Origin of the sequence: Sporotomaculum syntrophicum, from assembly GCF_009932395.1 — a bacterium.
Taxonomy (GTDB): domain Bacteria; phylum Bacillota; class Desulfotomaculia; order Desulfotomaculales; family Desulfallaceae; genus Sporotomaculum; species Sporotomaculum syntrophicum.
Genome location: NZ_LSRS01000005.1, coordinates 391,342 through 416,696, shown reverse-complemented (window position 1 = coordinate 416,696; position 25,355 = coordinate 391,342). Strand labels below are relative to the sequence as shown.

The following is a 25,355-nucleotide window of genomic DNA, read 5'->3' as shown; positions in this document are numbered from 1 at the left end:
TGGCTAAGCTGAAAGCTTAATATACTCGACGAACATCATATAATTATCCCGAATCCAAGAGGTGAGAAACTAAAATGGAAGATATTCTAGCAAAGCAGCTTAACCCTCAATTCAGAGAGGAAGTTGCAGAACTGCTGAAGGGTTACGACTTTGCTAACTGCCTGGCCTGCGGCATGTGCTCGGTTGGCTGCCCGTATGCCGATCTGGTGGAAAATCATAATCCACGTATTTTTTTACGTAAAGTACTGCTGGGTATGAAAGAGGAAGTATATGCCGACCCGTACATCTGGTATTGCAATATGTGTGAGCTTTGCACTATTGAGTGCCCCATGAATGTAAATGTTTCAGCTCTTGTGAGAGCACTTCGTGGTACCTGGGACAAAGACAAAATCCCCGGCTATCTGCAGACCATTGTCAAAGAGCACATCGCGTCCGGCAACCAAATGAATGTTAGCCAGGAAGATTACGAAGATACCCTGGAATGGATTGAAGAGGAACTACAGGTGGAGCTGGGGGACGCTAATTATAAAATCCCCCTTAATAAAAAAGGCGCCAAATATTTCTACGGGTTTAACGCCCGGGATATTAAGTATTATCCTAACGAACTGCAGACCACTTTAAAACTGTTTTATGTGGCGGGCATTGACTATACCATCAGCACTAAACGCTGGGACGCCACCAATGCCGCCCTGTTTACCGGTCAAACCGATGACTTTTTAGCTATTTCCATGCCCCTGTGGCAGGAAGTAGCCGCTCTGGAATGTGAAGAGTTAATTGTCACCGAGTGCGGGCACGCCTTTCGTTCCATGAAGTGGGGCCAACGCACCTACTGGTCAGGTAAACCATTCCCGATACGCCATATTATTGAGCTACTTAACGAGCTGGTCAAAGAAGATAAAATTAAACTGGACCCCGAGGCCATAACTGAGGTAGTTACTTATCATGACCCGTGCAACACAGCTCGCAAAGAAGGCGTCTACGCAGCGCCCCGTGAGCTGCTTAAAAGCTTTGTCAAGAATTTCGTGGACATGAACCCTAACGGCAGAATGAATTATTGCTGCGGGGCAGGCGGCGGTGGTATGGCTATGCCGGAATACAATGAGGTGCGCAAAGCCAAAGGCCGACGAAAAGTGGAGCAGGTAGTTGCCACCGGTGCGGAAATTGTCATTGTGCCCTGTCATAACTGTATGGACCAATTTAATGATTTAAACAAATGGTACCCGGAAAAGGCCAGATCTCAGAATATGCACATCTGCGATCTGATAGAAAAAGCCCTGATTATACCGAAAAAATCTGTGAATAAGCCTGTGTTCTGCATCAATAGGCGTGCTGGCACCCCATTACACTGAATTAAATACTTAAGTGTTAATTTATTTGTTTAAACAATCAATTTTTTTACCGACCAGCATATTTATATATATCCTAAGCTAACAAGCTTAAGACAAAGAGATTTAATAAAGAGTGTTCAGTAATGATTACGTATGCGTATGGCAGCAAGACGCTCTGCAAGGAGAGGACGGGTTATTCCTTGGGCAAAAATAAGATTGGCGCGGTAATGGTGGTAGGAGCCGGTATTGCCGGCATTCAGACATCTCTAGACCTGGCTGATTCCGGTTACTACGTTTACCTGGTGGAGCAGTCACCGGCCATCGGAGGCATTATGCCGGCGCTGGATAAAACCTTTCCTACTAACGATTGTTCCATGTGCATTCTATCCCCTAAAATAGTTGAATGCGGCAGGCATTTGAATATTGAAAAGCACATGTTAACCAGTATTGTGGACATCCAGGGTGAACCGGGCAATTTTAAAGTAACCCTGCATAAAAAAGCCCGTTTTGTGGACTTGAATAAATGTACCGCTTGCGGTGATTGTGCCATGGCCTGCCCAGTGGAGGTACCCAATAACTTTAATGCCTACCTGGAAAATCGCCAGGCTATTTATAAAACCTATCCCCAGGCTATGCCGGCTGCTTATGCCATTGAAAAGGCTGGTATCCCACCTTGCCGGGCCGCCTGCCCAGCAGGAGTTAACGTTCAAGGTTATGTGCAATTGATTAAAAAAGGTGACTTTTTGGGCGCATGGTCTTTAATTTACCAGGATAACCCTTTTCCGGCGGTATGCGGTCTGGTCTGCGCCCATCCTTGCGAAAACCGGTGTTATAGGGGCAGGCTGGACACTCCGGTGAGTATCAAGAACTTAAAGCTAGTAGCTGCTGAACAAGTATATGCCGGCAATCTCGATGAGCTTCCTTTACCCGCCAAGGCTACCGAACGTGGACAGAAGGTGGCGATTATCGGCAGTGGCCCGGCAGGCTTGACCGCTGCTTACCATCTGGTGAAACGGGGTTACCGGGCGGTGGTCTTTGAATCTGAGCGACGTCCCGGCGGCATGATGCGCAAAAGCATACCTGAATACCGACTACCCAGGCACTATCTGGATACCGAAATACATCTGCTGAAAAAATTGGGCGTAGAAATCAGATGTAAACATCGCTGGGGTACGGACTTTTCAGTAACCGGACTAAAAAAAGAATTCGATGCTGTTTTTATCGCCGTCAAAACTCCTAAATCCTCGCAACTAGGCACGCCCGGCAAGGAATTAGCCAAAGTCATGCACCACTACATCTACCTGTCCGCCGATGATCAGGTTTTATTAAATGACGACGGGCGGCTGCAGATAGACCATTATACCCTGGAAACCAGCCTGGAGGGAGTGTTTGCCGGCGGGGATAATGTCACCGGCCCCCGGAATGTGATCTCAGGAATCGGGGTAGGTAAGCGGGCAGCGGAATCCATAGACCGCTATTTAAACGACATCGAACAAAGAAAAGACCGGATCTTTAAAGTATCCGTGAATAAAATTGCCCCACCCGGAAAACCTGTTGTAACCGGAGTAACCCAGAACACACCGGCATCGCTACCTTTTAGCCCGGTGGAACCGAGTGAGCAGGGGTTTGCCAAGGAAACTACCAGGCTAACACCTGAGCAAGCCATCGCCGAGGCAGGGCGTTGCCTGAACTGCGGTATTTGCTCTGAATGCGGTGCATGTGAAAAAACCTGCCTGAGTCAAGCCATTAACCTCCACGCTACGGATGCATACTTGGAACTGCAAGTTGGTGCAATTATCTTATGCCCCGGAGTCCAAGCTTATGATCCCAGCCATTTACTTTACCTAGGCTACGGCAATTATCCCAATGTAGTGACCAGCGTCGAGTTTGAACGAATTTTAAGTGCCTCAGGTCCTTACCAGGGTCACCTGCTGCGCCCTTTTGATCACCGGGTACCCCGTAATATTGCCTGGATCCAGTGTGTCGGTTCCAGAAACAACCGGGAAAGCCACGGTTATTGTTCCTCAGTCTGCTGCATGTCTGCCATCAAAGAAGCAGTGATCGCTAAAGAGCACAGTGAACAGCCGCTCGCTGCCACGGTTTTTATGATGGACATGCGATGCTACGGTAAGGATTTCGAAAAATATTACCGGCGAGCTGAGCAGGAGTATGGAGTAAAGTTTGTACGCTCTCGAATCTATCAGATTGAGCAGGTTAACCGTCCTGATAAAAACCTGCTCATTCGTTACCAGGATGAAAACGATAAATTCTTAAGCGAAGAGTTTGATTTGGTAGTACTTTCCGTGGGTCTGGAGCCATCTATAGAAGCCCGAGGATTGACGGTAAAAACAGCGGTTGCAGTCAACCGGTATGGCTTTGTACAACTTGCTCCCTTTACGGGGGTAAACACCTCCCGGCCTGGGATTTTTACCGCCGGGGCATTCAACGCACCCAAGGACATCCCCGAAACTGTCCAGCAGGCCAGCGCAGCAGCCTGTGCGGCCGGTAGCCTGCTCAGCGAAGTGCGCGGCACGCTAGTTAAAAAACGAGCATTTCCGGTCGAACGGGATGTGTCAGGCGAAATACCTAGAATTGGAGTTTTTATCTGCCGCTGCGGCAGCAATATCGGTGGCGTGGTCAGGGTGCCCGAAGTAGTGGCAGAAGCTCAACGATTACCTTATGTAGTGTATGCTGAGGATGAATTGTATGCTTGTTCTCAGGGTACCCATGCCAAAATTCGGGCAGCAATTCAGGAGCACAACCTGAACCGGGTAGTGGTCGCCTCCTGTAGTCCCCGAACCCATCAGCTGCTGTTTCAGGAAACACTGCAGGAGGCCGGCTTAAACAAGTTCTTGTTTGCCATGGCCAACATTCGAGACCAGTGTTCCTGGGTGCATATGCATGAGCCCGAGCGGGCAACGGTAAAGGCTATCGATTTAACAAGAATGGCTGTGTATAAAGCCGCACTGCTGCAACCCCTCGGGCAGGTATCCATTGGTATTACCAAGTCGGCACTAGTCATCGGCGGCGGTGTAACAGGAATGGTCAGCGCCCTCGCTCTGGCAGAAATGTGCTATCCGGTCAGCCTGGTGGAAAAATCCAGCGAACTGGGTGGCATGGGCAAACGCCTTAAGCTGGGTTTTGCCGGCGAAAATGTTGAAGCGTTTGTTAATAGTTTAATTAAAAAAGTAGAGCAGCACCCGCTGATTAAGGTTTATAAGTCAGTTAAACCAGCTGAAGCGACGGGATATGCAGGTAATTTTACCACTATTTTAACCAGTGGCACGACAATTAAACACGGTGTAACCATTGTAGCGATTGGCGGGCAGGAGTACCAGCCCAATGAATACCTCTACGGCCAAAGTAACCGGGTGATGACATTGCTGGAAATGGAAGAAGTCATGAACCGAGGCGGCTTAAAGAACGCACACAACGTTGTACTGATTAACTGCGTAGGTTCGCGGGATAACGAACGGCCTTACTGTAGCCGTATTTGCTGCAGTAAATCAATCAACTTAGCCATCAGGTGCAAAGAAAATAATTCTGCCGCCAATGTATTTGTACTGTATCGGGATGTCCGCACATATGGCTTTTTGGAGGATTGTTACCTCGAGGCTCGGGTCAAGGGAGTTATCTTTGTCCGATATGACGAAGAGCACAAACCACAGGTGGTAAAGAACAGCCAGGGCATTATTGTCACGATACGAGATCATATCCTGGGCAGGAATATTATCATTAACGCCGACGTGGTGGGACTGGCTGCGGCCATCCTGCCGCCGGAAGATAACATTCTTTTGAGCCGGCTGCTTAAATTACCCCTCAATGCTGACGGTTTCTTCCTGGAAGCCCATATGAAGCTCCGCCCGGTGGATTTTACTTCCGAAGGCATTTTTATGGCCGGTATTGCCCACGGACCTAAGAATCTAGAGGAGAATATTGCTCAAGCCAAAGCAGCTGCAGGGCGGGCGGCCACCATCTTAAGCAAAGAGAGTCTGGCTTCGCTGGGTCTGGTTGCCACGGTGGATCCCAACAAATGTGCAGCCTGCCTTACCTGTGTTCGCTTATGCCCCTTCCACGTACCCAGGATAAGTTTTAGCGTAGCCGAAATTGAACCTGTTTTATGCCAGGGTTGCGGCATTTGCGCCGGCGAGTGCCCCAATAAAGCCATTACGCTGCAGGGTTGCAGTGAACAGATGCTAAATCATATGCTGAATGGCTTATGTGAGCCCGGCGATGCTTTGCAATAATTAATTAACAAGAGACCCTGCCCAGAGGGTCTCTTGTTAATTAACCAAACAATGCTCGAAAAATATATACCGCCAGACAATTTAAAACACCGCCAGACTGTAGAGTTTGAATAATGGCACTATCTACAGAGAATTATCAAGACAGCTGTCTCTGGCTGGCTTTTTTTGTCAGAGATGAAATAAAGGAATTTAGCCGTCTTTGCCGTAAAATATTAGAGGGCAATTTAACCGTGCTAGGAAATTTCAGACAAGGCGCTGACGGTAAGCCCAGCTAAAAGAGTGGACAAACCCACCAATCTGCCATAAAATATGTCTAGGTCAAAAGAAGGAGAGATACCAGATGGTCCCAAGAGGCACAGTGAGTACGGTAAAAAATTATAAACGGGGCAACATAACTGCAGCTTTTGGTGTGGACCTGTTTATCCATGGCTCAACCTCTATTCCTAATTTATTATTAAAATTGTATAAAGACATGGGCATATCTGATACGGAAATGATGCTGCTTATTCAATTATTCAGATTATTTACTGAAGAAAACAATTATCTACCGTCAGCAGATTTGCTTTATGAACATTTATCCGGTAATATTGCACAAATTAACCGTGACCTGGAAAATTTAATCAGCAACGGCATGCTAAAAATAACCGACTTCTACGATGCAGAAAGAGACATTGTCATACAAGGCTATGATTTTGAACCTATATTTGAAAAGCTGTCGGAAATATGGGCTTGTGCCAGAGTAAAGCAACATGAGGCCATTAAAAAAATTACCGAAAACAAATTAAAAAAGCCGTTTAACTTATATAAGAGCTTTGAAAAAGAATTTGGCCGCCCCCTTTCGCCAATGGAAATTGAACAAATTGCTAGGTGGTCACAAAAAATGCCCCCTGTTATGGTCCTTGAAGCACTACGCCGGGCTGTTATGCTGGGCAAACATAATTTTAAGTATATAGACAGTATTTTACTGGAATGGGAAAAGAACAATTTTCTCACACCGGAACAGGTTGAAGATTATGACCGGCAGTTTAAAATGAAGCACAACGATAACAAAAAAACACCATCTAACGGCAGGCGCAAGACCAATCAAAATGATGATAAAAAAAATATGCTCGAGTCATTATATATGAGTTAAGGGGTGGGTAGCATTTGGCTTATTTATGTAATAAATGCGCCGACCGTGGACTGATTATTCATGATGGTGTTGCTGAGCCCTGTAGCTGTGTTAAACAGCGGAATATCAACAATAAAATAAGGGCTGCACAGATCCCACCCAGATTAGTTAATTATACCTTTAACCGTTTTAAACTTGATTTTTATTCACGGACTCAAATTGATCCGGTAAAGAAAACTTCCTTTTATGATTCCGCTTGGGTTACCCTAAAAGCAGCCAAGGATTTTACCCGCCGTTATTTAGAGGATCCACATACCAATGGCTTATTATTAACAGGTCCGGTAGGCAGCGGCAAAACTTTTTTAGCTTGCTGTATAGCTAATGCCCTTTTGGCTGAAGGTAAAACTGTTCTTTTTATCGTAGTGCCAGATTTGCTGGAACAAATTAAAGCTACCTACGATGCAAAAAATGAAAAGGATGTTACGGAATCGGAACTGTTAGATACAGCCAGGGAAGTGCCTTTGCTCATTCTGGATGACCTGGGAGCCCATAACTACACAAACTGGACACGTAATATAATATTTACCATTATTAATCACCGGCTCAATTTTCTTTTACCCACCGTGATCACCACCAATAACAGCCTTGGAGAATTAGAGCAATTCCTGGGCGACAGAACAACCTCTCGCATTATTCAGATGTGCCACCCCTACCGCCTACTGGTAGACGCTGATATCCGCATGCAAATAATCAGCCAGCACAGATAACCTAAACATATTTTCTCATAATACGGACAAGCGTACATGCTTGTCCGTATTTTATGGTTATAATTACCAGTATAGAATATATATATATTGTACAAAATACTTTTTGGTCAGAAAGGAGGAAAAAATGAACACTCATTTTTCCAAGCTCACCAGTATTTTGCTATTCGCACTCTGTCTGCTTTTGAGCAATGGTCAGGGTGCCCAAGCTGGTGTGGAAAAAGAAGTGGCCGGAGGGTCAAACAGCATAACGGTTAAGTATACGGTGCAGCCTGGTGACACTCTATCCAAGATCGCTAAGTCCTTTGATATTGATGTAAACAAATTAATACGTGCCAACAACCTGGAAACGTCGGTTTTAAAACCTTGCCAGGTATTAACCATTCCACCACTGGACAAAGCCAGCTCGGCCAATGTTAGCCGGGGTGATGTGTCCAGGGAAGACCTTATGGTTTTAGCCAGGGCTATATATGCCGAAGCCCGGGGAGAAAGTTTTGAAGGTCAGGTGGCCATTGGGGCTGTGATCTTAAATCGCACCCGCGACCCACACTTCCCCGATAGTATCAGTGAAGTGGTATTCCAGCGCAGCCACAAAGGGTACCAGTTCTCTCCTGTTGGCGACGGCACCATCAATTTAAACCCTGACGAAACGGCCATTAAAGCGGCCATTAAAGCACTGGAAGGGCATGATCCCACCAACGGGGCATTGTTTTTCTATAACCCCCGAATTGCTTCTGACCAGTGGATTAGAACCTTGCCAGTAATAACAACCATAGGCAGACATGTGTTTGCCACTAAAACGTAAACATATTCCTTCAAATAAATAATACGTTTAGCCAGTCAAAACATTATTATGAAACAAAAGAGAAAAGGCATCCCCCCAAATAGCATCATTGGTACAGGGGGTGCCTTTTTCTTACAGATTAGCAGATCTCTTCTGCTTGAATATCCACGATTGTTACATTAACAAAATTCACTGTTAAACCAGTCATATTTTCCAGCTGTAATTTAACCACCTTCTGTAATTCTTTGCTAATGTGGTCTAGTTTATAATTTATACTTACCACCACTGATAGCTCAATAGTTACGTCTTGGTCATCCCTGATAATATGGGTATGCTTAACCGCCACCACGCCGGGAACAGCCAAAGCCGCATAATTCACTATAGCCACCAGAGCTCCCTGGGATATGCTGAACTTACCGTATAAGGTAAAGGTAGGCCTCACTACTGACTGTTCCGACCAGCTGCGCCGGTCCTTTTGTCCATGACGGCGCATAAAAACCTGCAAAGGGTGAATTATACTTTCGGGAAAACTTTTTTTTACTTCAACAATCGGTGCCGGAATGACATGCTTGCTGTGCTGAGTGCGCATTATACGTGCTTTTCTAATCTCCTTGGCCGAGGCGATTTGATCAATATTAATATATTCTTTGATCCCGGGCAACCCCAAGCCTTCGGTAATTTTATTCGTCATGCCCTTAGAGGTGCCTAGAATTAATATTTTTTTCGGAGCTTGCCCGGCTATAGCATCAACGGCAGTTTTTCTATGCTCCGGTTCAGTAAAAAGAGCTGCTTTTATGGCTCCGATCCGGGTGGGTTGTTTCTTGGCGGACATACCGGCAATAATTTTATTTCCTTTGATAACTAATCCGTCATCGATAATGATCTCACAACCCAAACGGGCTGCTAGCATAACTGCCCGGTAGCTTTTACCCGTGCCGCTGGGACCCACCAGTGCGTAAACTTCCAACCATATCCCTCATTCCTCAGTGTTTATTGCTAACCTGCACCAAAAAATATATACTTTGATCTAAGAGTTGTCGAGTTTGTTTATTATTATATATTATCAATATACATAAATTACATACCTATGCAATTTTATTTCAAAGGATGGAAAAAGGCATGGCTGCACTTTTTTTAGAAATATTACAAAAAGAATTTGACTTCACCGAGGAAGATACCAAATTAATGAGCAGAACCTTACGCCAGCAAAACCGTACCGACCGCAGGTATTATTTCCAGAACATCAAAGTTCGAGAAAAAAAATTCATTAATAGCTTAAAACAACATTACCAAGCCCTTGGGTCTGATGGACAAAAGCAATGGCTGGACGCATTACTACAGAGTATGTTGGACCGAGGCGGTGAACCGGATCTCAGCGACGCCTTGGTCATGAAAATAATCGGGCCATTGACAGTGTACAACCAGTTACGCTTAAAATCCGAAAGCGAAGGTGTCAAATTAAAGCTGTTGGTCAATTTTGGAGGGATGGGTACCGTTATTATGCTGGTCGGCGCTATAACTGCTCTGGTTTTATATTTGCTGGCACGTTAAATTAATTAACTTCAGGGAGCTGTTGCTTTTGTGTCCTGAAATCCACGAATAGCAAAGCGGTTAAAGTTTATCTGTCCACCACCCGGAGGAAATGCTTTAAAAGCTGTAAAAAAGGAATGTCTCAGTCAAAGCTGGCCGAAAGCAGGTACTTGACCGTAACAATCCTGTAGGTACCGGGCTGTACACCGGCCGAGGAATTGCTGAGTCCGGAGTAGTGAAAAAAGCCGGCTTTAAGCCCGGCTTTTAAGTGATCCTGTATACCCAATTGGAACCGTTGTTATTATCCCAGTTTTGAGCATCATCCCGGAAGCAAAAATTAAACTGATTGTCTTTAACATCAACAGTATGCTCCCAGCCTTCGCTGGACTTTTCCATCTGATAATCTTTGACATCGTTCCATTCCTTGGCTCCGCCAAAAGCGGCATGCATCCAGATCTGATTAGCACCGTTATGACTCAACATGCCGGTGTACCTAATCCGTATTTCTTTGCCATCCTGTGTCAACGGTTTAACTTGCACCCCCTGAATAGACGGGGAAAAGATAAATGGACTTAATGTACTCATAGGCCACCTCCTTTTTTCTGTTCACGATTAGTTTAAACAAAAATAATCTATTTATTAATTTTACGGGCAAAAAGTGGCGACTTAGTTGTTCAAGAGCAATAACCACTACGTACTGGCCCGATTACATACTGCCGACTGGGCAACCAGCCCTTTAAACGAGCGATATGACAAGCTGGCTCTAGCTGTCAGGCAGTGATGTGAACCGGCCAAGACGATGCATGCTACAACCGACGAGACTGTTTTTTTGCTTATTACAGCTAATAGACGGCATTTACCTGTCTTTTACGGTTAAAGCTTTATTCCGCTTTTGCGGGACGGTTACAAGCAACACTCCTAATAAAATGAGTACTCCGCCAATAAAGAAATTCAAATCCAAATGCTCATCAAGCCATAACCAGCCCAAGAAGGAGCCCATTACTGGTTGGAAAAAAAAGAACAATGAACCAATTCCTGCATCCATTAGTTCCATACCCTTGTTCCACAGTAAGTAAGCAAAGGCCGTTGCTACAATACCTATATACAAAACTCCCCAATAAACTAAGTAGTTATTAAAGATGAGCCGGCTCGTTTGCAGTTCCCAGATCATGAACGGGGTTGTAAAAATAACAGCGAATAAGATAGCATAAGTAGTAATGGTTAGCGTGGAAAATTTGTAAGAAGCTAGTTTAACATATACAGACAATAGAGCCCAGGTTATTGCAGCAGCAACAAGAAAGACATATCCCCAAATGTTATAGCCCAGGTTGGAATTCCAACCTATAATAATTGCAACACCAAAAGTAGCTATGATTAGAGAAAGAAACTTACGAACAGTAAGTGTTTCTTGTAAGACAAAGCGAGCAAATATAACCGTAAAGGCCGGGGTTGCCGAAGTGATAAGAGCACCCGTATGGGCATCTGAAAGTTTTGTTCCAATAAATTGACATGAAATCGATAAAAAATATCCGACGAACCCAATCCAGGCCAAAAGCAACCAGTCACCCCTGTCAAATTTGGTAGGTGTGTCTGTTTTACGCTGTACTATTTTTAAAATTATATATAAAAAAACAAACGCTATACTATATCTTAGCCAAACAAGGGTCAAGGGAGGGATAAAGTCAAGTACATATTTACTTACCACATACAATGCGCCCCAGATAGTAGCTGCTGAGGATAAACATAATGCCCCTAATACGGTGTTGCACATTTTATTTTTTCCTCCGTCATTTTAATGAATTAAATCAGTAATCTTCTAAAACGGAGCAATTCAAAAGCTTAGCTGGTTATTACCGTCCCATGAATGAACTGTAATACAAGACCTTTCGGGCAAAATATTTTTTTATTATAACATAATAGTTTAGAGTTGAGATCAAGCTAAGTGTATGATTATGCATCGCTAGTGTCATCGATATAATCTCGTTTTAGGTATAAAAAAACAAACCCGTTTGTAATAACAGGTTTGTTTTGGTGGTCGGGGCGACAGGACTTGAACCTGCGACCTTACGGTCCCGAACCGTACGCGCTACCAAACTGCGCTACGCCCCGGCATTGATCATTTTCAAACAAACATTATGATAACAAAACCCAACCCTATTGTCAACGACAAATTAACCCTTAGTTTAACACCTGGGCTAGTTGATCATTTTTATTTTCACTGTTTAGCTATTAATGCTATAATGTGCATAAGTTGTTTATTTTTCGCATTAATTCTTGTCATATTTGTAGGAGGGAGTTATTTTGAATATTTTAATCATGGGTCCTCCCGGAGCCGGCAAAGGCACTCAAGCCGAAGTTTTAGTCAAGGAATTAAACATTACCCATATCTCTACCGGTGACATGTTCCGGGTAGCTATACAAGAAGGCACTGAAATGGGTATGAAAGCTAAGGAGTATATGGATAAGGGTGCTCTGGTTCCTGACGAAGTAGTTATTGGCTTGGTAAAGGACCGCCTTGCCAAACCGGATTGCGCCGGTGGTTTTTTGCTGGACGGCTTTCCCCGCACCCTTAAGCAGGCCAAAGCTTTAGACGCCACCCTGCGTGAAATGGGTATTAGGCTGGATGGTGTAATTAACATAGAGGTGCCCCGGGAAAAATTGATAGCACGCGTTACCGGCCGCCGGGTCTGCCGCAGCTGTGGAGCCAGTTACCATGTGCTCTTTAACCGACCCGAAGTAGAAGGCAAATGCAACAGCTGCGGCGGTGAGCTGTACCAGCGTAGTGACGACAACGAGGAAGCGGCAGGTTATCGCCTGGATGTTTACGAAGCCCAAACCCAACCGCTGGTTGATTATTACGCTACCCAGGGCTTGCTCAGGGATATTAACGGTGATCAGGATATTAATAAAGTACTCAAGGATATATTAGCTAGCTTAATAAAATAATTCTAACAGCCCCTGTATTATGATTGTTCTTTAAAACTTATTAATACCTGTACTTAACAGGGGAGCAGTTCAATAAGCGGGGGCTGTATGTAATAATAGTAATAAATATGATACAATACATCCCTTGTGCTTAACCCCAAACTATACCTCTCACATTAGAGCCACCCGCAATTCCTGCATTCCCTAATATACCAAATATGTATGCATTTCTACTCAAAGCAGTTTCCGCCAGGCTAGACTAATTTAGACAAAAGATTCTTACTTTTTTATGCATGCAGGAATGTTGATGATTTTTGTCGAAGGACTAATTTTATTTATGCTATTGTACGGAGGTGAAATTTTTATTAGCTGGTTACAATTGAAAAATGAGGAGGATACTAATGAATAAAAAATTAAGCGCTTTAATCACCATGTTGGTTTTTTCGCTGGTTATTCTGGCAGGCTGCGGTTCTTCCGGCTCCAGCGATGACACAATCAAAATTGGCTTTTTGGGAGCCAAGACTGGTGGACATGCCAGTTACGGTCTGGAAACTCTCAAGGGTATGAAAATGGCTGAGGAAGATATTAATGCAGCCGGTGGTCTTTTAGGTAAAAATGTGGCTATTGTAGAAACTGACCACGGCAGCAAAAACTCCGAGGCTTCAACGGTAACCGATAAGTTAATCAACAATGATAAAGTTGTAGCGATCGTTGGCGATCCAACTACTGGATTAACTAAAATAGCCGCCCCTATCGCCCAGGATAATCAGGTTGTACTGCTTTCCGCGGGTGCAGTTGGCACTGGCGTGGTAGAAATCGGTGACTATATTTTTAGGGATACCCTACTTGACGCACTGGCGGCTCCAGCTGTGACCAAGTACTGTGCGGAAGAACTTGATTGGAAAAAAGTAGCACTAATTACTTCAGTTAATAACGATTATAGCGTAAGCCTAAGCAATATCTTTAGAGATGCCTTGAAGAAATACAATGTAGAAATTGTTACCGAACAGCAGGTTAAAGATGGCGATACAAACTTTAGCGCCCAGGTAACTAACCTCACCGACCAAGAATTTGACGGCATTGTTTTCACCGGTTACTATACTGAAGGCGGCCTGTTAATGAAGGAAGTGCGTAAACAGGGCTTGAAACAAGTAATGGTGGGCGGTGATGGTCTGCTGTCTCCGGTGTTATGGGAAATGGGTGAAGCAGCTGTAGAAAGCAGCATGGTCTATACTGGATTTGCACCCGATCCCAATACCGATAACGAAAAAACCAAAGCTTTTATCGATAAATACAAAGCCAATAATGGCAACAAATTGCCCGATATGTTTTCCGCCCAGGGCTATGATGCAGTAATGCTGATTGCCGAAGCCATTTAAAATGCTAAAAGTTCAGATCCCAAGGTGTTCAGGGACAGCTTGGCTCAAACTAAGGATTGGCAGGGAGTAACCGGTACCATTACCATTAGAGAAAACCGTGAACCCATCAAGAGCCCGGTTTATTTGCTCAAAGTGGCACCCACGAGCAATGGAAGCGATTGGGAATGGGAGATTCAAGCTGCTATCCCGATTTCAGCGGAATAATCAGATATCAAACTGGCGGCCATCGCTATGCGATGGCTGTCCCATTGTTAGAGGAGGAATGCTATGTTTTGGCAGCAGCTAATTAATGGGATTACCCTTGGATCTACTTATGCACTGATTGCCCTGGGCTATACTATGGTTTACGGTATTATCCAGTTGATTAATTTTGCCCACGGAGAAATTTATATGATTGGAGCCTTTGTTGGTGTAGTGGCAGTAACAGTTTTTCAATTAAACATATTTATTGCCCTATTTGTGGCTATGACTGTATGCATCATCATCGGCGTATCAGTAGAGCGCATAGCTTATAAGCCACTGCGCCGCTCCACCCGGCTGGCTCCGCTTATTTCCGCCATTGGTGTATCTATATTTTTACAAACTCTCATGACTTTAATAGCCGGGCCTCAGGCCGTGGGATTTCCCCAAGTTATTAATGATCAGCTTTATCATATCGGCTCGGTAACAGTTTCCAAGGTACAAGTCATAATTTTAATCCTGGCCAGCGCTTTGATGGTCGGGCTGCAACTAATCATTAAGTATTTAAGGATTGGTAAAGCCATGCGAGCCGCTTCGGAGGATTACGATACGGCCAGCTTGATGGGTATTAACGTAAACAGAGTGATTTCATTTACCTTTGCCCTCGGTTCCGCACTGGCCGCAGCCGGAGGCGTGATGGTGGGTATGTATTTTAACAGCATTCATCCACTGATGGGTGTTATGGCCGGAACCAAAGCCTTCTGTGCGGCAGTGCTGGGCGGCATCGGCAGCATTCCTGGTGCTATGCTGGGCGGTCTTTTCCTGGGCGTAGCTGAGGTAGGAGGAGTGGCTTTAGGATACGGTGGGTACCGCGATGCTATAGCCTTTACCTTATTGATACTAGTATTGCTATTCAAGCCCACCGGTTTGCTCGGACGCCCCATACAAAGGAAGGTGTAACACCAGAGTGGATAGTTTACTAACCAATTATATCAGCCCTTATTATATAAAAATTTTTACCCTGGTCGGCATTTATATTATTATCGCTCTGGGACTCAACTTTATCTCAGGCGTGACTGGTCAGCTTTCCTTCGGTCATGCGGCCTTTGTCAGTATAGGCGCCTACACGGCAGCCATTCTAACCACCAGGTTGCAACTGCCTTTTTTACCCTCGCTGCTAGTCGGCGGTTTACTTGCCGCTGTGGTGGGCATATTACTGGGCTTTCCCATTTTGCGACTTACCGGTGACTACCTGGGCATTGCTACTCTGGGCTTTGGAGAAATAGTAATTGTTGTCTTTCAAAATATGGATATTACCGGGGGCACAATTGGCCTGTCGGGAATAGCCAAAAATACCAGCCTGTCCCTGGTTGTGCTAGTAGTTATATTTACAATTTGGAGTATGTATAGACTGGAAAATTCCCGCTTCGGCAGAGCACTGATGGCTATCCGTGAGGATGAAATAGCCGCCAACGTGATGGGCATCAATATCACTGCCTATAAAATACAAGCCTTTGGCATCGGGACTTTTTTTGCAGGTATAGGCGGCGGTCTTTACGCACACATGATTCAATATTTAAATCCCACCGATTTTGGTTTTTCCCGATCCTTCGAATATCTAACCTTTGTGGTGCTGGGCGGGCTGGGTAGTATCCCAGGCACTATTCTGGGCACTACCGTATTAACACTAGCCCCCGAGTTCTTACGCTTTGTTGCCGAATATCGGATGATGATCTACGGTGCCTTAATGGTGATCATGATGATTTTCAGGCCCAGAGGTTTGCTGGGAGGGGTTAATTTAAGTAAGAAAATCCGTGCCTTAAAAAACAAAAAAAAGACAACTATACCAAGTGACGCTAGATAACAGGGAGTGTTACTATTGTCTGAGTTATTGAAAATTGATAACGTAACTATAAATTTTGGTGGTCTAACTGCAGTGGACAGTCTGAACATGACTTTAACCGAAGGAAACATCAGGGCTTTAATCGGCCCCAACGGGGCCGGTAAAAGTACCATATTTAATCTGGTCACTGGAATTTACACGCCATCAAAAGGAAGGATTATTTTCCGAGGTCAAATCATCAATAAACTGCCCCCCCATAAAATCACCGGCAGGGGTATAGCCAGGACCTTTCAAAATATCCGTCTGTTTAGCGAGCTATCAGTTATAGACAACGTCAAAATCGGTTATCATTGCCGTTCCCGCGGCAGCTTTATAGATGCTTTATTGCGCAGCCCAGCAATTAAAAGAGAAGAGGCCCATACCCATGAGCGAGCTTTGACTTGCCTGGCCTTAATGGAACTGGCAGACAAGGCAGAAGAAGTGGCCGGCAACCTGTCTTACGGTGAACAGCGCAGACTGGAAATAGCCCGGGCTCTAGCCACCAACCCTGCCTTACTATGTCTTGACGAACCTGCAGCGGGCATGAACCCAATAGAAAAGGAAAAACTAGCTAACATAATTAGAAAGATCAAAGAAATGGGTATTACAATTTTTCTAGTCGAACATGACATGAAATTTGTCATGAACCTGGCGGAAAAAGTAACTGTACTGGATTACGGCAAAATAATTGCCAGCGGCACACCGGCTGAAGTACAACGTAACCCGGCGGTTATTGAAGCTTACCTGGGAAAGGAAGTAGTATAAACACATGCTCTGCGTGGAAAATCTACATTATTCGTACGGCACCATCAATGCTTTAAGCGGCATTTCCTTTCAGGTTAACGAAGGGGAAATTGTTGCCCTGATTGGCGCTAACGGAGCAGGGAAAAGCACTACCTTGCTCAATATTTCCGGCCTGCTGCACCCGCAAAGCGGCCTAATTAAATACCAGGGCGTAGACATCAGCAAACTACCGCCGCATAAAGTTGTCGAAGCAGGTATATCACTGGTACCAGAGGGGAGAAGGGTTTTTTCCCGAATGACTGTACTCGAAAACTTGGTCATGGGTGCATATCTCAAAAAAAGCAGAGTCGAAATAAAGGAGTCCATTGAAAGAGTCTTTGACCGATTTACCCGTCTTAAGGAGCGCAGAAATCAGCTAGCTGGCACACTAAGCGGGGGAGAGCAACAGATGCTGGCCATTGGCCGGGCGCTGATGTCCAAACCCAAACTGCTTCTAATGGACGAACCTTCGATGGGCCTTGCCCCCATGCTGGTGCAGGAGATATTTTCCATCGCCAAGGAGATTAACCAATCGGGCACCACAATTCTATTGGTTGAGCAAAATGCATACATGGCCTTATCTATAGCTCAACACGCTTATGTTTTGGAGACCGGTGCCATTGTGCTCCAGGGCACAGCCGAAGAAATTGCCAACAACCCCGAAGTAAAGAAAGCCTACCTGGGCGAGTGAGACTGACAATACTTTAACGTAAATCAGACTAACCATTATAACCCTAAAAAATTTTTACAATAGTAAGCTAGCTATTTCTTTGATAAATAGGTAAAGTTAAGATAACAATATACAAAAAACGATATTGGGGGTTAGAAAAGTGAGTTTATACGATGTAACCATCATCGGAGGCGGTCCGGCTGGATTGGCCGCAGGTATCTACTCTGCCAGGGCGGCTTTAAAAACACTGCTGCTGGAAAAGGGTATGCCCGGGGGCCTGGCTGCCAGTACTGAATTTATTGAAAATTACCCGGGGTTTGCCGAGGGCGTAGGCGGCCCAGAATTAATGATGCAGATGGATGCCCAAGCACGCAGGTTTGGCACCGAGGTACAATCAGCCACCGCTGAAAGGATCGAAGCAGGTGAAGGCTGTTTTACTATACATACCGATGAAGGAGTTATTACCACTAAAACTATTATCCTGGCCACCGGTGCTCAATCGAAAAAGCTTAATATTCCGGGTGAAGAAGAATTCCACGGCCGCGGTGTTTCCTATTGTGCCACCTGTGACGGTGCTTTTTTTAGAGACAAGGAAGTTGCCGTTATTGGCGGCGGCAACTCAGCGATAGAGGAGGCACTATATTTAACCAAATTTGCCAGTAAGGTGCATATCCTTCACCGCCGAGGCGAGCTAAGAGCTACAAAAATATTACAGCAGCGGGCACTGGAGCATGAGAAAATAGTTATGCACTGGAACAGTGTAGTAGAAAGTATTTCTGGCCAGGCCACCGTTAATGAGATAACTGTCAAGGATGTTCGTAGTGAAGAAACCAAGCCACTGGCTGTGCAGGGTATTTTTATTTACGTTGGCACCCAACCGGTATCCGCTCTTGTAACCGGGTTGATTAAACTTGACGAGCGTGGCTATATCATAACTGATGAAAACATGCATACCTCTCAGCCGGGCATTTTTGCCGCCGGCGACATCAGGCAAAAATTCCTTCGTCAGGTAGTCACCGCTGTAGCGGATGGTGCCATAGCCGCTGTAACCGCAGAGAAATATATCGAAGATCTACAAAAAAAATAACTGCAGGCATCTCTACAGCAGCCAGCCCTCCCGGGTAACGGGAGGCTTTTTACTGGCCAATTGACTTCGTTAAACAGGAATTCGATTCTTAACGGAGAAACCTGCAATATTAGATCTTCTCTACAACAAATAAATTGATCTGATATGCCGATGTACACAACATTAAATCGTACACCGGTCAAGGTTCATTTGCTGCCATATATTGGCGTCAATTTACCAAGCAAGGAGAAAACAATGAAGATCAATCAATTACCAACTATCGACGAAAACAAAATGAACGCTCAAGCTGTTCTGACACATTTACAGCAGCTAATTAGAGAATTTCAAAAATCCTCCATCTTCGCTGTCCAGGACAACAGTTACGCCGCTTATCTACACGGGCAGATTTACGGGCTTGCCCTGGCCTTGCGTTTGCTTTACCCTGGACCTGGTAACTGGGGGGAAAGAGCAGCCCTGCTTGTTAGGCCGGTACTTACTGAACATCAATGTGATTGCCCGGAAGAAAACCACTAATTAACGTTTTTGGCACGGGGTCATTATCTCATCTGGGATGTAAATACCCTTGTCTTGTAACGCCTGGTTGTATGCAACCAAACTGCCCCTCCGTACATAAGCTAGCTCATACTTAGTCAAGATGGTGCCGGTGGTGTAGACAAGCACGGTTGCAGCAGTATCCCGCGCCAGCTGTTTAATATCCGGATGATTTGACCAATACTGCAGTAGTGCTTCTGTTTCACCAATTATATCTCCAACATAAATATATACTGTTGGCTGGCACTGGATAACGTCCCCACCAGATTTGGCTAATCCCTGAGCATTGAGCAGCTGTTCCAGGGCACTGTGTAACCTCGCAGCCACATTACCTGGCTCCCCCTTGGCTAGTGTCTTTATCTCAACACAGACAACCATAGTGAACTTGTCCTGACCATGGGACATAAACAAACCGGCCGCGCAAGGCGGGAGCCAGTCCCTCACCAGTGGCCGGGTAAAATCAACCACCTGCCCGGCTTGGGCATAACCTGCGGCGATCCCCAGCTCATGCACAGTTTTTAAGGAGCATTGAGCATCCTTTAATTCGGACAGCTTGGCCTGCCAACCGACACAATCCTTAACCACCTCAAGTTCGCTAGCTATAGCTGCGGCAGTTAAGGCATAACGCCCGGGCAAACCTCCTCCCGCAATCTCAATACTAATCGCTTCATCCCTGCCTTTATACCATAGTTCGGCTATATACGCTATTCCCAGTGCTGAAAAATCTATGCTCCGCCCAAAACCTCCCTGTCCAAACTGGCCATCCTTGATTACCTTAAGGTTTTCTTCAAGCCAATCTTTCCCCAGTATTAATTCCAGATTATCAAGGGCTTCGGCTATATTTACTATTTTCTGCGGCACGCTATCATCTCCCACGTTTAATGTAGCCTGTTCAAGCAGGATAAAGCAGGTACAGCAAGAATACATGTAATGAAGAGCATGTATTTATGGATGTGAGAGTTCTTTGAATTTTATACTGAGTTTTATAGCATGTGACCTGGAAACCACCGGTCTTGACCCGTCCAATGATCAAATAATTGAAATAGCCTTCGTTAAGGTACTGGACGGCCAAATAAAGGAAACTTTCAGTACCCTGGTCAATCCCGGATGCAAAATTCCACTAAAAATAAAACGCCTGACTGGGATAACTGATGAACAACTTGCAGTTAGCCCAACGTTGGAGCAGGTAACCCCCGAGTTGCACCGTTTTATGGAGCAATGTCCGCTGGTGGGACATAATATTGATTTTGATCATGCCTTTTTGGCAGCCAAATTAGGGCATTTACCATTTACCCAATATTTGGACACCCTGGAGCTGGCACGTTTAGTTATGCCCAGTGCCCCCAGTCACAGCTTGTCCAATCTAGTGCAAGCCCTGAAGCTGGAACAAAAACCTCCACACCGGGCATTGGATGATGCCCTTGCGGCTACCGCACTGTTCTTTGCCTTGCTGGACAAGGCTGCCTCTTTCGAGCTTGAGCTTCTCCTGCAGTTTTTGCCCCTTTTACAACAAGGCGGTTCTCAGCTTTCATCAATTTTTTCAGACCTGATCAAAGATAAAATAAAAACCATACCCAACGACAAGATCAGTAAAGGAAAAGGCATAGGCATACCAATCAAAGAACCGATTTATCTTGAACCTGATTCCAACATTATAGACTCGGACACCTTTGACCAACCGCAAAATCAGCTGGATTACCTCCTTGGCCCGCAAAGTCCTCTGAAGCGGCTACTGCCCAACTACCAGTTTCGCAGGGAACAGATCAGAATGGCAGAGGCCGTAGCCAAAACCTTGGAAGAACAGAAAATCTTATTAGTTGAAGCAGGAACCGGCACCGGCAAGTCCATGGCCTATATGCTGCCTGCACTGCTCTGGGCTATCGAGCACAATGAACGGGTGGTCATCGCCACCAACACTATCAATTTACAGGAACAAATCTGGTTAAAAGATCTGCCGCTGCTAAAAAGTTTGCTCGGACTGCCTTTTCAGGCGGCGCTACTTAAGGGACGGGCTAATTATCTTTGTTTGCGCCGGCTGATCAATTTGCTTACCCACGCCGCATCCTTAACGTCCAGTGAGGCAATGCTCGTAGCCCGCATTCTCGTCTGGCTGCAAGACACGGATTGTGGTGATAAAACAGAATTAAACCTGTATGGGCCTGATGATGAAACCTGGATGCAGTTATGCTCGGAAAGTGAGACTTGCCTGGGTAATGCCTGCCGCTTGTGCAGCCGGTATTGTTTTGTCACCAAAGCCAGGCGCACGGCGGAAAATGCCCACTTGGTTATTATAAACCATTCACTGCTCTTCGCCGATATGGTGACGGAAATTAATATCCTGCCAAACCACGGTGCTCTGATAATTGACGAAGCCCATAATATCGAGGAAACTGCAGCTAAATACATGGGCAAAAAAGTATCCCGGGCTAAAATCATGCAGTGGCTCTCCATAGCAGGCAAGAATTTAAAAAAGTTAAACGAACTGGTCCCGCCCCAGAGTGGTCAGCGCTGGCTTGAGGCTATCAATCAAGCCGAAGCAGCAAGACACGAGCTTCTGAAGAATATCAATACTTTCTTTTACCTGTTTGTGCAAAGTATCAACAAATATTATCCTAACCAGGGATTTTATCAAAATAATGTGCGTTTACACCGGGAAACCGGCCTGTTAGAGGAGATCGAAGGTGAATACCAGAACATGCTTTACTACCTGAGGCATTTCCTTGCTAATCTCAAAGCTCTGGTTGACTGGATGGAAATATGGACAGCTACCAATAACGCCTGGGAAGATAAATTGATGGACCTTTCAATCAGTATTAATTCCGGCAGCGTCTACCTGAGTGATCTGGATTTCATCATTAAAACACAGGACGAGAATTATGTATGCTGGGTCGAAGCACCTAACCCAATGGCACTGGGCAAAGAAGGCTATCAGTGCATATTGCACGCCACACCGATAGATATCAGCACCATTCTTCATGAACGGTTGTTTAATCAGCCCAAAACCATTGTACTTACCTCGGCAACCCTTACGGTGAATAAGAAGTTCGACCACTTTATGCAGCAATGCGGACTCAATCTTATACCTGACAGTACACTTGTGCGAATGATTGCGGAGTCACCGTTTAATTATGAACAGCAATGTTTGCTTTGTGTGGCGAAGGATTTCCCCAACTATAACGAAAGCAGCGCATCTGATTACATGGCAACATTAATTAATACTATTTACCAGCTATCCATCGCCACGGCAGGCAGGACACTGGTATTATTTACCTCCCACAAGCTTCTGCGGGATACGTATTATAAAATCAAACCGCTTCTTGACGAAGCGGATATTTGCGTGCTGGGGCAGAGTATCGATGGCGGGCGGACCAAACTGGTCAATGAGTTCCATCAAAACAAGCGCAGCGTTTTGTTTGGCGCATTTAGTTTCTGGGAGGGCATAGATCTTCCGGGGGATACCTTAGTGAATGTAATTATTGTTAAATTGCCCTTTGCACCGCCCAATGATCCCATACTGGAGGCACGCAGCGAAAAAATGGCCACACTTGGGTTAAACAGCTTTTATAGCTTAAGCCTGCCCAACGCAGTCATCCGCTTTAAACAGGGATTCGGCAGGTTAATTAGAAGTGAGCAGGACAGAGGGGCAGTAGTTATACTCGATAAGCGTATCATCGAAAAAAGATACGGTAAAATATTCTTAAACTCTCTTCCTGTTAAATCGCATCTACGGGGCACAATTCATGAAATCAGGCAAAAATTAACTGCCTGGATATAAAAAACTACCCAACTTTATTAGCACATATAAGACACCTTATCCATATTATTATTATAAATAACAAAAACCGGCCAAAGGAGATGATAGTTTTGCGAGTTTATTATGTAAAGCTCCCAAATTTTTTACGTAGTTGGTTAATGAAAATCATCAAGTAACAAGAAAAGCGTGCCCATTCGGTTCTCTCTGCGCGCGTTTTCCAGTACTATAATCCTTAGCGCTTGCCATAAATATGGCAAGCATAATTTCCTAAAGTATCAAATAGGAGCAGGCTGTCAGCCTGCCCCTTAACTTTATATATTTACCTGTATTTTGACATCACCTTGAAAAACCAACGCCAAGTACACCTCCAACAGCACCAGCCAGGCAGGATATAACCGCTTTTTGCAGCGAAACTCCGGCAGTTAAAGAAGTGTGCAAAAGAAAATGTCCTATCAACCAGCTTAACAGCATAAATAGTAACGCTACGCCAATACCATGCACCAAACCCTTACATCCCGCCCAGCGAGCAGCCAAAACACTGCCGGCAAATATACTAATATAATATAGAATACTTGATGTCAAAGGCAATGTTGTTTCACCTATTGAGGTGACATAGTAGATAATTCCCAGTAGGGCGCTGCCTAGCACTGTGATAATCAGCGCCGCCAGCAAACCTTTAAAAATAGCGTTTAAACTAAGCGGCGAAGAAGTTGTCTTTTCATTTTTGAAATTTGCCAATATATTCACACCTCCCTGTTTATTGTAAATTTTATGTTATTAATAACTGAATATGCTTAAAAGATGAAAAGCCGGCTTATTTGCCGGCTTTTTCATCATGCTCGGTATGGTCGGTAAAATCATGCTCCCACTGTCCATCCAGGTTAACCTGCGTAGCTGAACCGGTCGGTTCAACTACAAAAGTATTACCTGTTTCTTTGGAGCTTTTATTTTTTCTTTTGTCCAATTTAGCCACCTCCTTAGTTACCGCATCATTATTATGCATAGTAAAACTAAACTCCATACTAGCATGCACATAATATTACCATATTTTTACATCCTTATGGCAGGAATTGGTGGTTAGGTCAGCGAACTTTACCAGTAATTCAAAAAAGGGGGATGTTCTCATGGAACATATTAGAAAAAAGCTGAGGAGTATTCAGTTCGATATCGAACTACTATATTGTATGGCTGTAATCATGGAAAAACTTGGTGCCCTGAGCAAGGCTTTAAGCATAGTGCAACGGGCGCTCACCAGTGCCACGAATAAACAAAAACTATATGTTCAGGCCAGCCGCCTTTATTTAAAGAAGGGACAGGTGGACCAAGCGGTCCTATGCTGGAAAAAGGCAGCTGGCCAGGAAAATTTAGGTATTTTTTTATACTGGTTGAATAGATGTAAAAAGAAACCGTACCGGGGACAACAGCTGCACACGTTCCAGTGGTTTCAGCAACCAGTGGAACAAAATTATGGTTACTTGCATACTGCTACGGCTCAGAATTACGGATTGAAGCTGCTGGAAAATGGCCGTCTGACGGATGCCTTAGCAGCTTTTCTGCAGGACTTAAGGGAAAATGGAGGCAACGCTGGTTTATACTTCAATATCGGGCATACCCTCAGCAAATTAAACAGACACTTAGGAGCACTTGTCTATTACGAGAAAGCACAAAACAGCGCTCTAAACACCGTCGAGATGTTCAATAATAAAGGTTATAGTTTGTTTATGCTCAACCGGTTCGAAGAAGCCCTGGCTTGCTATGAAATAGCCCGCTGGTTAGCTCCCCGCGACTATGCTATCTTAAATAACCTGGCGGCTTGTTATGTAAAAACAAACCAGCCCGATAAAGCGGTCAATTATTTGCAAAAAGCCGCTCAAAGCTACCCCGGCGATGCCACCCTGGAAAACAATCTCGCTATGTGCCTGGAAGCCACCGGTCAAAAAACTGAGGCTGTAAAGCACTATGATTTGGCGCTACAATATGCTAATCAAGAGGAACATAAAAAAATGATGACCTTAAATAAAATAAAATGTTTAATCACCCTGCATAGATACGAGGAGGCGTTAGTACTTTGTGACGGACAACCGGAAGCCAAGCTGGATGTAGAATGGTGGAGCATCAGAGGTGAACTGCTCAGTAAACTGGGCAAAATCACCGAAACCACCGATAACTATCGCAACTCTTACTCAAGTTTGACAGCACTATCCAAAGGAATTCAGTAAAATCAACGGTTTCCGGGCACACCAAATAGACGTACCACTACAATATTCCTTTATATGGTAGATTTGTATCCTAGTATCCTTTTTGGCGGTCTGGCACCAACAGCCTTAAAAATATCAAAGATATTGCCCTTTAACTCTGTGCGCAAAATAAACTCTTCCTGACCGATGGTAAATTTAACAG

The 25,355-nt window shown here is 44.8% G+C and carries 22 protein-coding genes, 1 tRNA gene and 1 pseudogene; 17 read left to right on the top strand and 7 right to left on the bottom strand.

What is annotated here, in order from left to right; translation table 11 throughout:
* Positions 1-74: 74 nt before the first annotated feature.
* The 6 genes from SPSYN_RS12170 to SPSYN_RS12145 all read left to right on the top strand — a co-directional run bounded on the left by SPSYN_RS12170 (position 75) and on the right by SPSYN_RS12145 (position 8,255).
* Positions 75-1,349, top strand: coding sequence for a (Fe-S)-binding protein (locus SPSYN_RS12170; protein WP_161822745.1), 1,275 nt, complete (start codon positions 75-77; stop codon positions 1,347-1,349).
* Between the two features lie 206 nt (positions 1,350-1,555).
* Positions 1,556-5,575 (top strand): FAD-dependent oxidoreductase, encoded by a 4,020-nt coding sequence (locus SPSYN_RS12165; protein ID WP_243153042.1) that lies wholly within the window; start codon positions 1,556-1,558, stop codon positions 5,573-5,575.
* Positions 5,576-5,688: 113 nt separating this feature from the next.
* Positions 5,689-5,850 carry a hypothetical protein gene (locus SPSYN_RS12160; protein ID WP_161822743.1) on the top strand — a complete coding sequence of 54 codons (162 nt, stop codon included), beginning with the start codon at positions 5,689-5,691 and terminating at the stop codon, positions 5,848-5,850.
* A gap of 65 nt (positions 5,851-5,915) precedes the next feature.
* A complete protein-coding gene (locus SPSYN_RS12155; RefSeq protein WP_161822742.1) occupies positions 5,916-6,707 on the top strand; it encodes a DnaD domain-containing protein in 792 nt (263 codons plus the stop codon).
* 14 nt (positions 6,708-6,721) lie between these two features.
* A complete protein-coding gene (locus SPSYN_RS12150) occupies positions 6,722-7,453 on the top strand; it encodes an ATP-binding protein (RefSeq protein ID WP_161822741.1) in 732 nt (243 codons plus the stop codon).
* A gap of 124 nt (positions 7,454-7,577) precedes the next feature.
* The gene (locus SPSYN_RS12145) at positions 7,578-8,255 is read left to right on the top strand and encodes a cell wall hydrolase (protein ID WP_161822740.1); all 678 of its coding nucleotides are present in this window, start codon (positions 7,578-7,580) and stop codon (positions 8,253-8,255) included.
* Positions 8,256-8,373: 118 nt separating this feature from the next.
* Here the strand turns inward: SPSYN_RS12145 and SPSYN_RS12140 are convergent, their stop codons facing one another.
* A complete protein-coding gene (locus SPSYN_RS12140) occupies positions 8,374-9,201 on the bottom strand; it encodes an Asp23/Gls24 family envelope stress response protein (RefSeq protein ID WP_161822739.1) in 828 nt (275 codons plus the stop codon).
* 152 nt (positions 9,202-9,353) lie between these two features.
* On the opposite strand from SPSYN_RS12140, the gene SPSYN_RS12135 reads away from it, so the two are divergent.
* Complete coding sequence (locus tag SPSYN_RS12135) at positions 9,354-9,785, top strand: hypothetical protein (protein WP_161822738.1); 432 nt, start codon at positions 9,354-9,356, stop codon at positions 9,783-9,785.
* Between the two features lie 243 nt (positions 9,786-10,028).
* Here SPSYN_RS12135 and SPSYN_RS12130 read toward each other — a convergent pair whose 3' ends face one another.
* The 3 genes from SPSYN_RS12130 to SPSYN_RS12120 form a co-directional block, all read right to left on the bottom strand.
* Complete coding sequence (locus SPSYN_RS12130; protein ID WP_161822737.1) at positions 10,029-10,349, bottom strand: carbohydrate-binding protein; 321 nt, start codon at positions 10,347-10,349, stop codon at positions 10,029-10,031.
* Positions 10,350-10,620: 271 nt separating this feature from the next.
* Positions 10,621-11,535: a DMT family transporter gene (locus SPSYN_RS12125; protein ID WP_161822736.1), complete on the bottom strand. Its 915-nt coding sequence runs from the start codon at positions 11,533-11,535 to the stop codon at positions 10,621-10,623.
* A 261-nt stretch (positions 11,536-11,796) separates the two neighbouring features.
* Positions 11,797-11,873: transfer RNA gene (locus tag SPSYN_RS12120), tRNA-Pro, on the bottom strand.
* Between the two features lie 192 nt (positions 11,874-12,065).
* Between SPSYN_RS12120 and SPSYN_RS12115 the strand changes: the two genes are divergently transcribed.
* The 8 genes and pseudogenes from SPSYN_RS12115 to SPSYN_RS15785 all read left to right on the top strand — a co-directional run bounded on the left by SPSYN_RS12115 (position 12,066) and on the right by SPSYN_RS15785 (position 19,183).
* A complete protein-coding gene (locus tag SPSYN_RS12115) occupies positions 12,066-12,710 on the top strand; it encodes an adenylate kinase (RefSeq protein ID WP_161822735.1) in 645 nt (214 codons plus the stop codon).
* Between the two features lie 380 nt (positions 12,711-13,090).
* Positions 13,091-14,272 (top strand): annotated as a pseudogene (locus tag SPSYN_RS12110) (ABC transporter substrate-binding protein).
* 63 nt (positions 14,273-14,335) lie between these two features.
* On the top strand, positions 14,336-15,208 hold the full coding sequence (locus tag SPSYN_RS12105; protein WP_161822734.1) for a branched-chain amino acid ABC transporter permease: 873 nt from the start codon (positions 14,336-14,338) through the stop codon (positions 15,206-15,208).
* A gap of 7 nt (positions 15,209-15,215) precedes the next feature.
* Positions 15,216-16,112, top strand: coding sequence for a branched-chain amino acid ABC transporter permease (locus tag SPSYN_RS12100; protein WP_161822733.1), 897 nt, complete (start codon positions 15,216-15,218; stop codon positions 16,110-16,112).
* Positions 16,113-16,127: 15 nt separating this feature from the next.
* A complete protein-coding gene (locus tag SPSYN_RS12095) occupies positions 16,128-16,895 on the top strand; it encodes an ABC transporter ATP-binding protein (protein WP_243153034.1) in 768 nt (255 codons plus the stop codon).
* 4 nt (positions 16,896-16,899) lie between these two features.
* Positions 16,900-17,604, top strand: coding sequence for an ABC transporter ATP-binding protein (locus tag SPSYN_RS12090; protein WP_161822732.1), 705 nt, complete (start codon positions 16,900-16,902; stop codon positions 17,602-17,604).
* Positions 17,605-17,743: 139 nt separating this feature from the next.
* The gene (gene trxB, locus SPSYN_RS12085; protein ID WP_161822731.1) at positions 17,744-18,670 is read left to right on the top strand and encodes a thioredoxin-disulfide reductase; all 927 of its coding nucleotides are present in this window, start codon (positions 17,744-17,746) and stop codon (positions 18,668-18,670) included.
* A 234-nt stretch (positions 18,671-18,904) separates the two neighbouring features.
* Positions 18,905-19,183, top strand: coding sequence for a hypothetical protein (locus SPSYN_RS15785; protein WP_202623829.1), 279 nt, complete (start codon positions 18,905-18,907; stop codon positions 19,181-19,183).
* Here the strand turns inward: SPSYN_RS15785 and SPSYN_RS12080 are convergent, their stop codons facing one another.
* Positions 19,184-20,062, bottom strand: a complete 879-nt coding sequence (locus SPSYN_RS12080) for a hypothetical protein (protein ID WP_161822730.1) — start codon at positions 20,060-20,062, stop codon at positions 19,184-19,186.
* Positions 20,063-20,165: 103 nt separating this feature from the next.
* Between SPSYN_RS12080 and SPSYN_RS12075 the strand changes: the two genes are divergently transcribed.
* On the top strand, positions 20,166-22,976 hold the full coding sequence (locus SPSYN_RS12075; protein WP_161822729.1) for a helicase C-terminal domain-containing protein: 2,811 nt from the start codon (positions 20,166-20,168) through the stop codon (positions 22,974-22,976).
* A gap of 315 nt (positions 22,977-23,291) precedes the next feature.
* On the opposite strand, the gene SPSYN_RS12070 is transcribed toward SPSYN_RS12075, so the two are convergent.
* Positions 23,292-23,693, bottom strand: a complete 402-nt coding sequence (locus SPSYN_RS12070) for a TIGR04086 family membrane protein (RefSeq protein WP_161822728.1) — start codon at positions 23,691-23,693, stop codon at positions 23,292-23,294.
* A 76-nt stretch (positions 23,694-23,769) separates the two neighbouring features.
* Complete coding sequence (locus SPSYN_RS12065; RefSeq protein ID WP_243153033.1) at positions 23,770-23,919, bottom strand: LAS seventeen-binding protein 3; 150 nt, start codon at positions 23,917-23,919, stop codon at positions 23,770-23,772.
* A gap of 160 nt (positions 23,920-24,079) precedes the next feature.
* Here SPSYN_RS12065 and SPSYN_RS12060 point away from each other — a divergent pair, with 160 nt between their 5' ends.
* A complete protein-coding gene (locus tag SPSYN_RS12060) occupies positions 24,080-25,174 on the top strand; it encodes a tetratricopeptide repeat protein (RefSeq protein WP_161822727.1) in 1,095 nt (364 codons plus the stop codon).
* Positions 25,175-25,355 lie beyond the last annotated feature (181 nt).

Coding starts and splice junctions, on each gene's coding strand:
- SPSYN_RS12170 (WP_161822745.1), top strand. CDS start 75: ATGGAAGATATTCTAGCAAAGCAGCTTAACCCTCAATTCAGAGAGGAA.
- SPSYN_RS12165 (WP_243153042.1), top strand. CDS start 1,556: ATGGTGGTAGGAGCCGGTATTGCCGGCATTCAGACATCTCTAGACCTG.
- SPSYN_RS12160 (WP_161822743.1), top strand. CDS start 5,689: ATGGCACTATCTACAGAGAATTATCAAGACAGCTGTCTCTGGCTGGCT.
- SPSYN_RS12155 (WP_161822742.1), top strand. CDS start 5,916: ATGGTCCCAAGAGGCACAGTGAGTACGGTAAAAAATTATAAACGGGGC.
- SPSYN_RS12145 (WP_161822740.1), top strand. CDS start 7,578: ATGAACACTCATTTTTCCAAGCTCACCAGTATTTTGCTATTCGCACTC.
- SPSYN_RS12135 (WP_161822738.1), top strand. CDS start 9,354: ATGGCTGCACTTTTTTTAGAAATATTACAAAAAGAATTTGACTTCACC.
- SPSYN_RS12130 (WP_161822737.1), bottom strand. CDS start 10,349: ATGAGTACATTAAGTCCATTTATCTTTTCCCCGTCTATTCAGGGGGTG.
- SPSYN_RS12125 (WP_161822736.1), bottom strand. CDS start 11,535: ATGTGCAACACCGTATTAGGGGCATTATGTTTATCCTCAGCAGCTACT.
- SPSYN_RS12105 (WP_161822734.1), top strand. CDS start 14,336: ATGTTTTGGCAGCAGCTAATTAATGGGATTACCCTTGGATCTACTTAT.
- SPSYN_RS12090 (WP_161822732.1), top strand. CDS start 16,900: ATGCTCTGCGTGGAAAATCTACATTATTCGTACGGCACCATCAATGCT.
- SPSYN_RS15785 (WP_202623829.1), top strand. CDS start 18,905: ATGAAGATCAATCAATTACCAACTATCGACGAAAACAAAATGAACGCT.
- SPSYN_RS12060 (WP_161822727.1), top strand. CDS start 24,080: ATGGAACATATTAGAAAAAAGCTGAGGAGTATTCAGTTCGATATCGAA.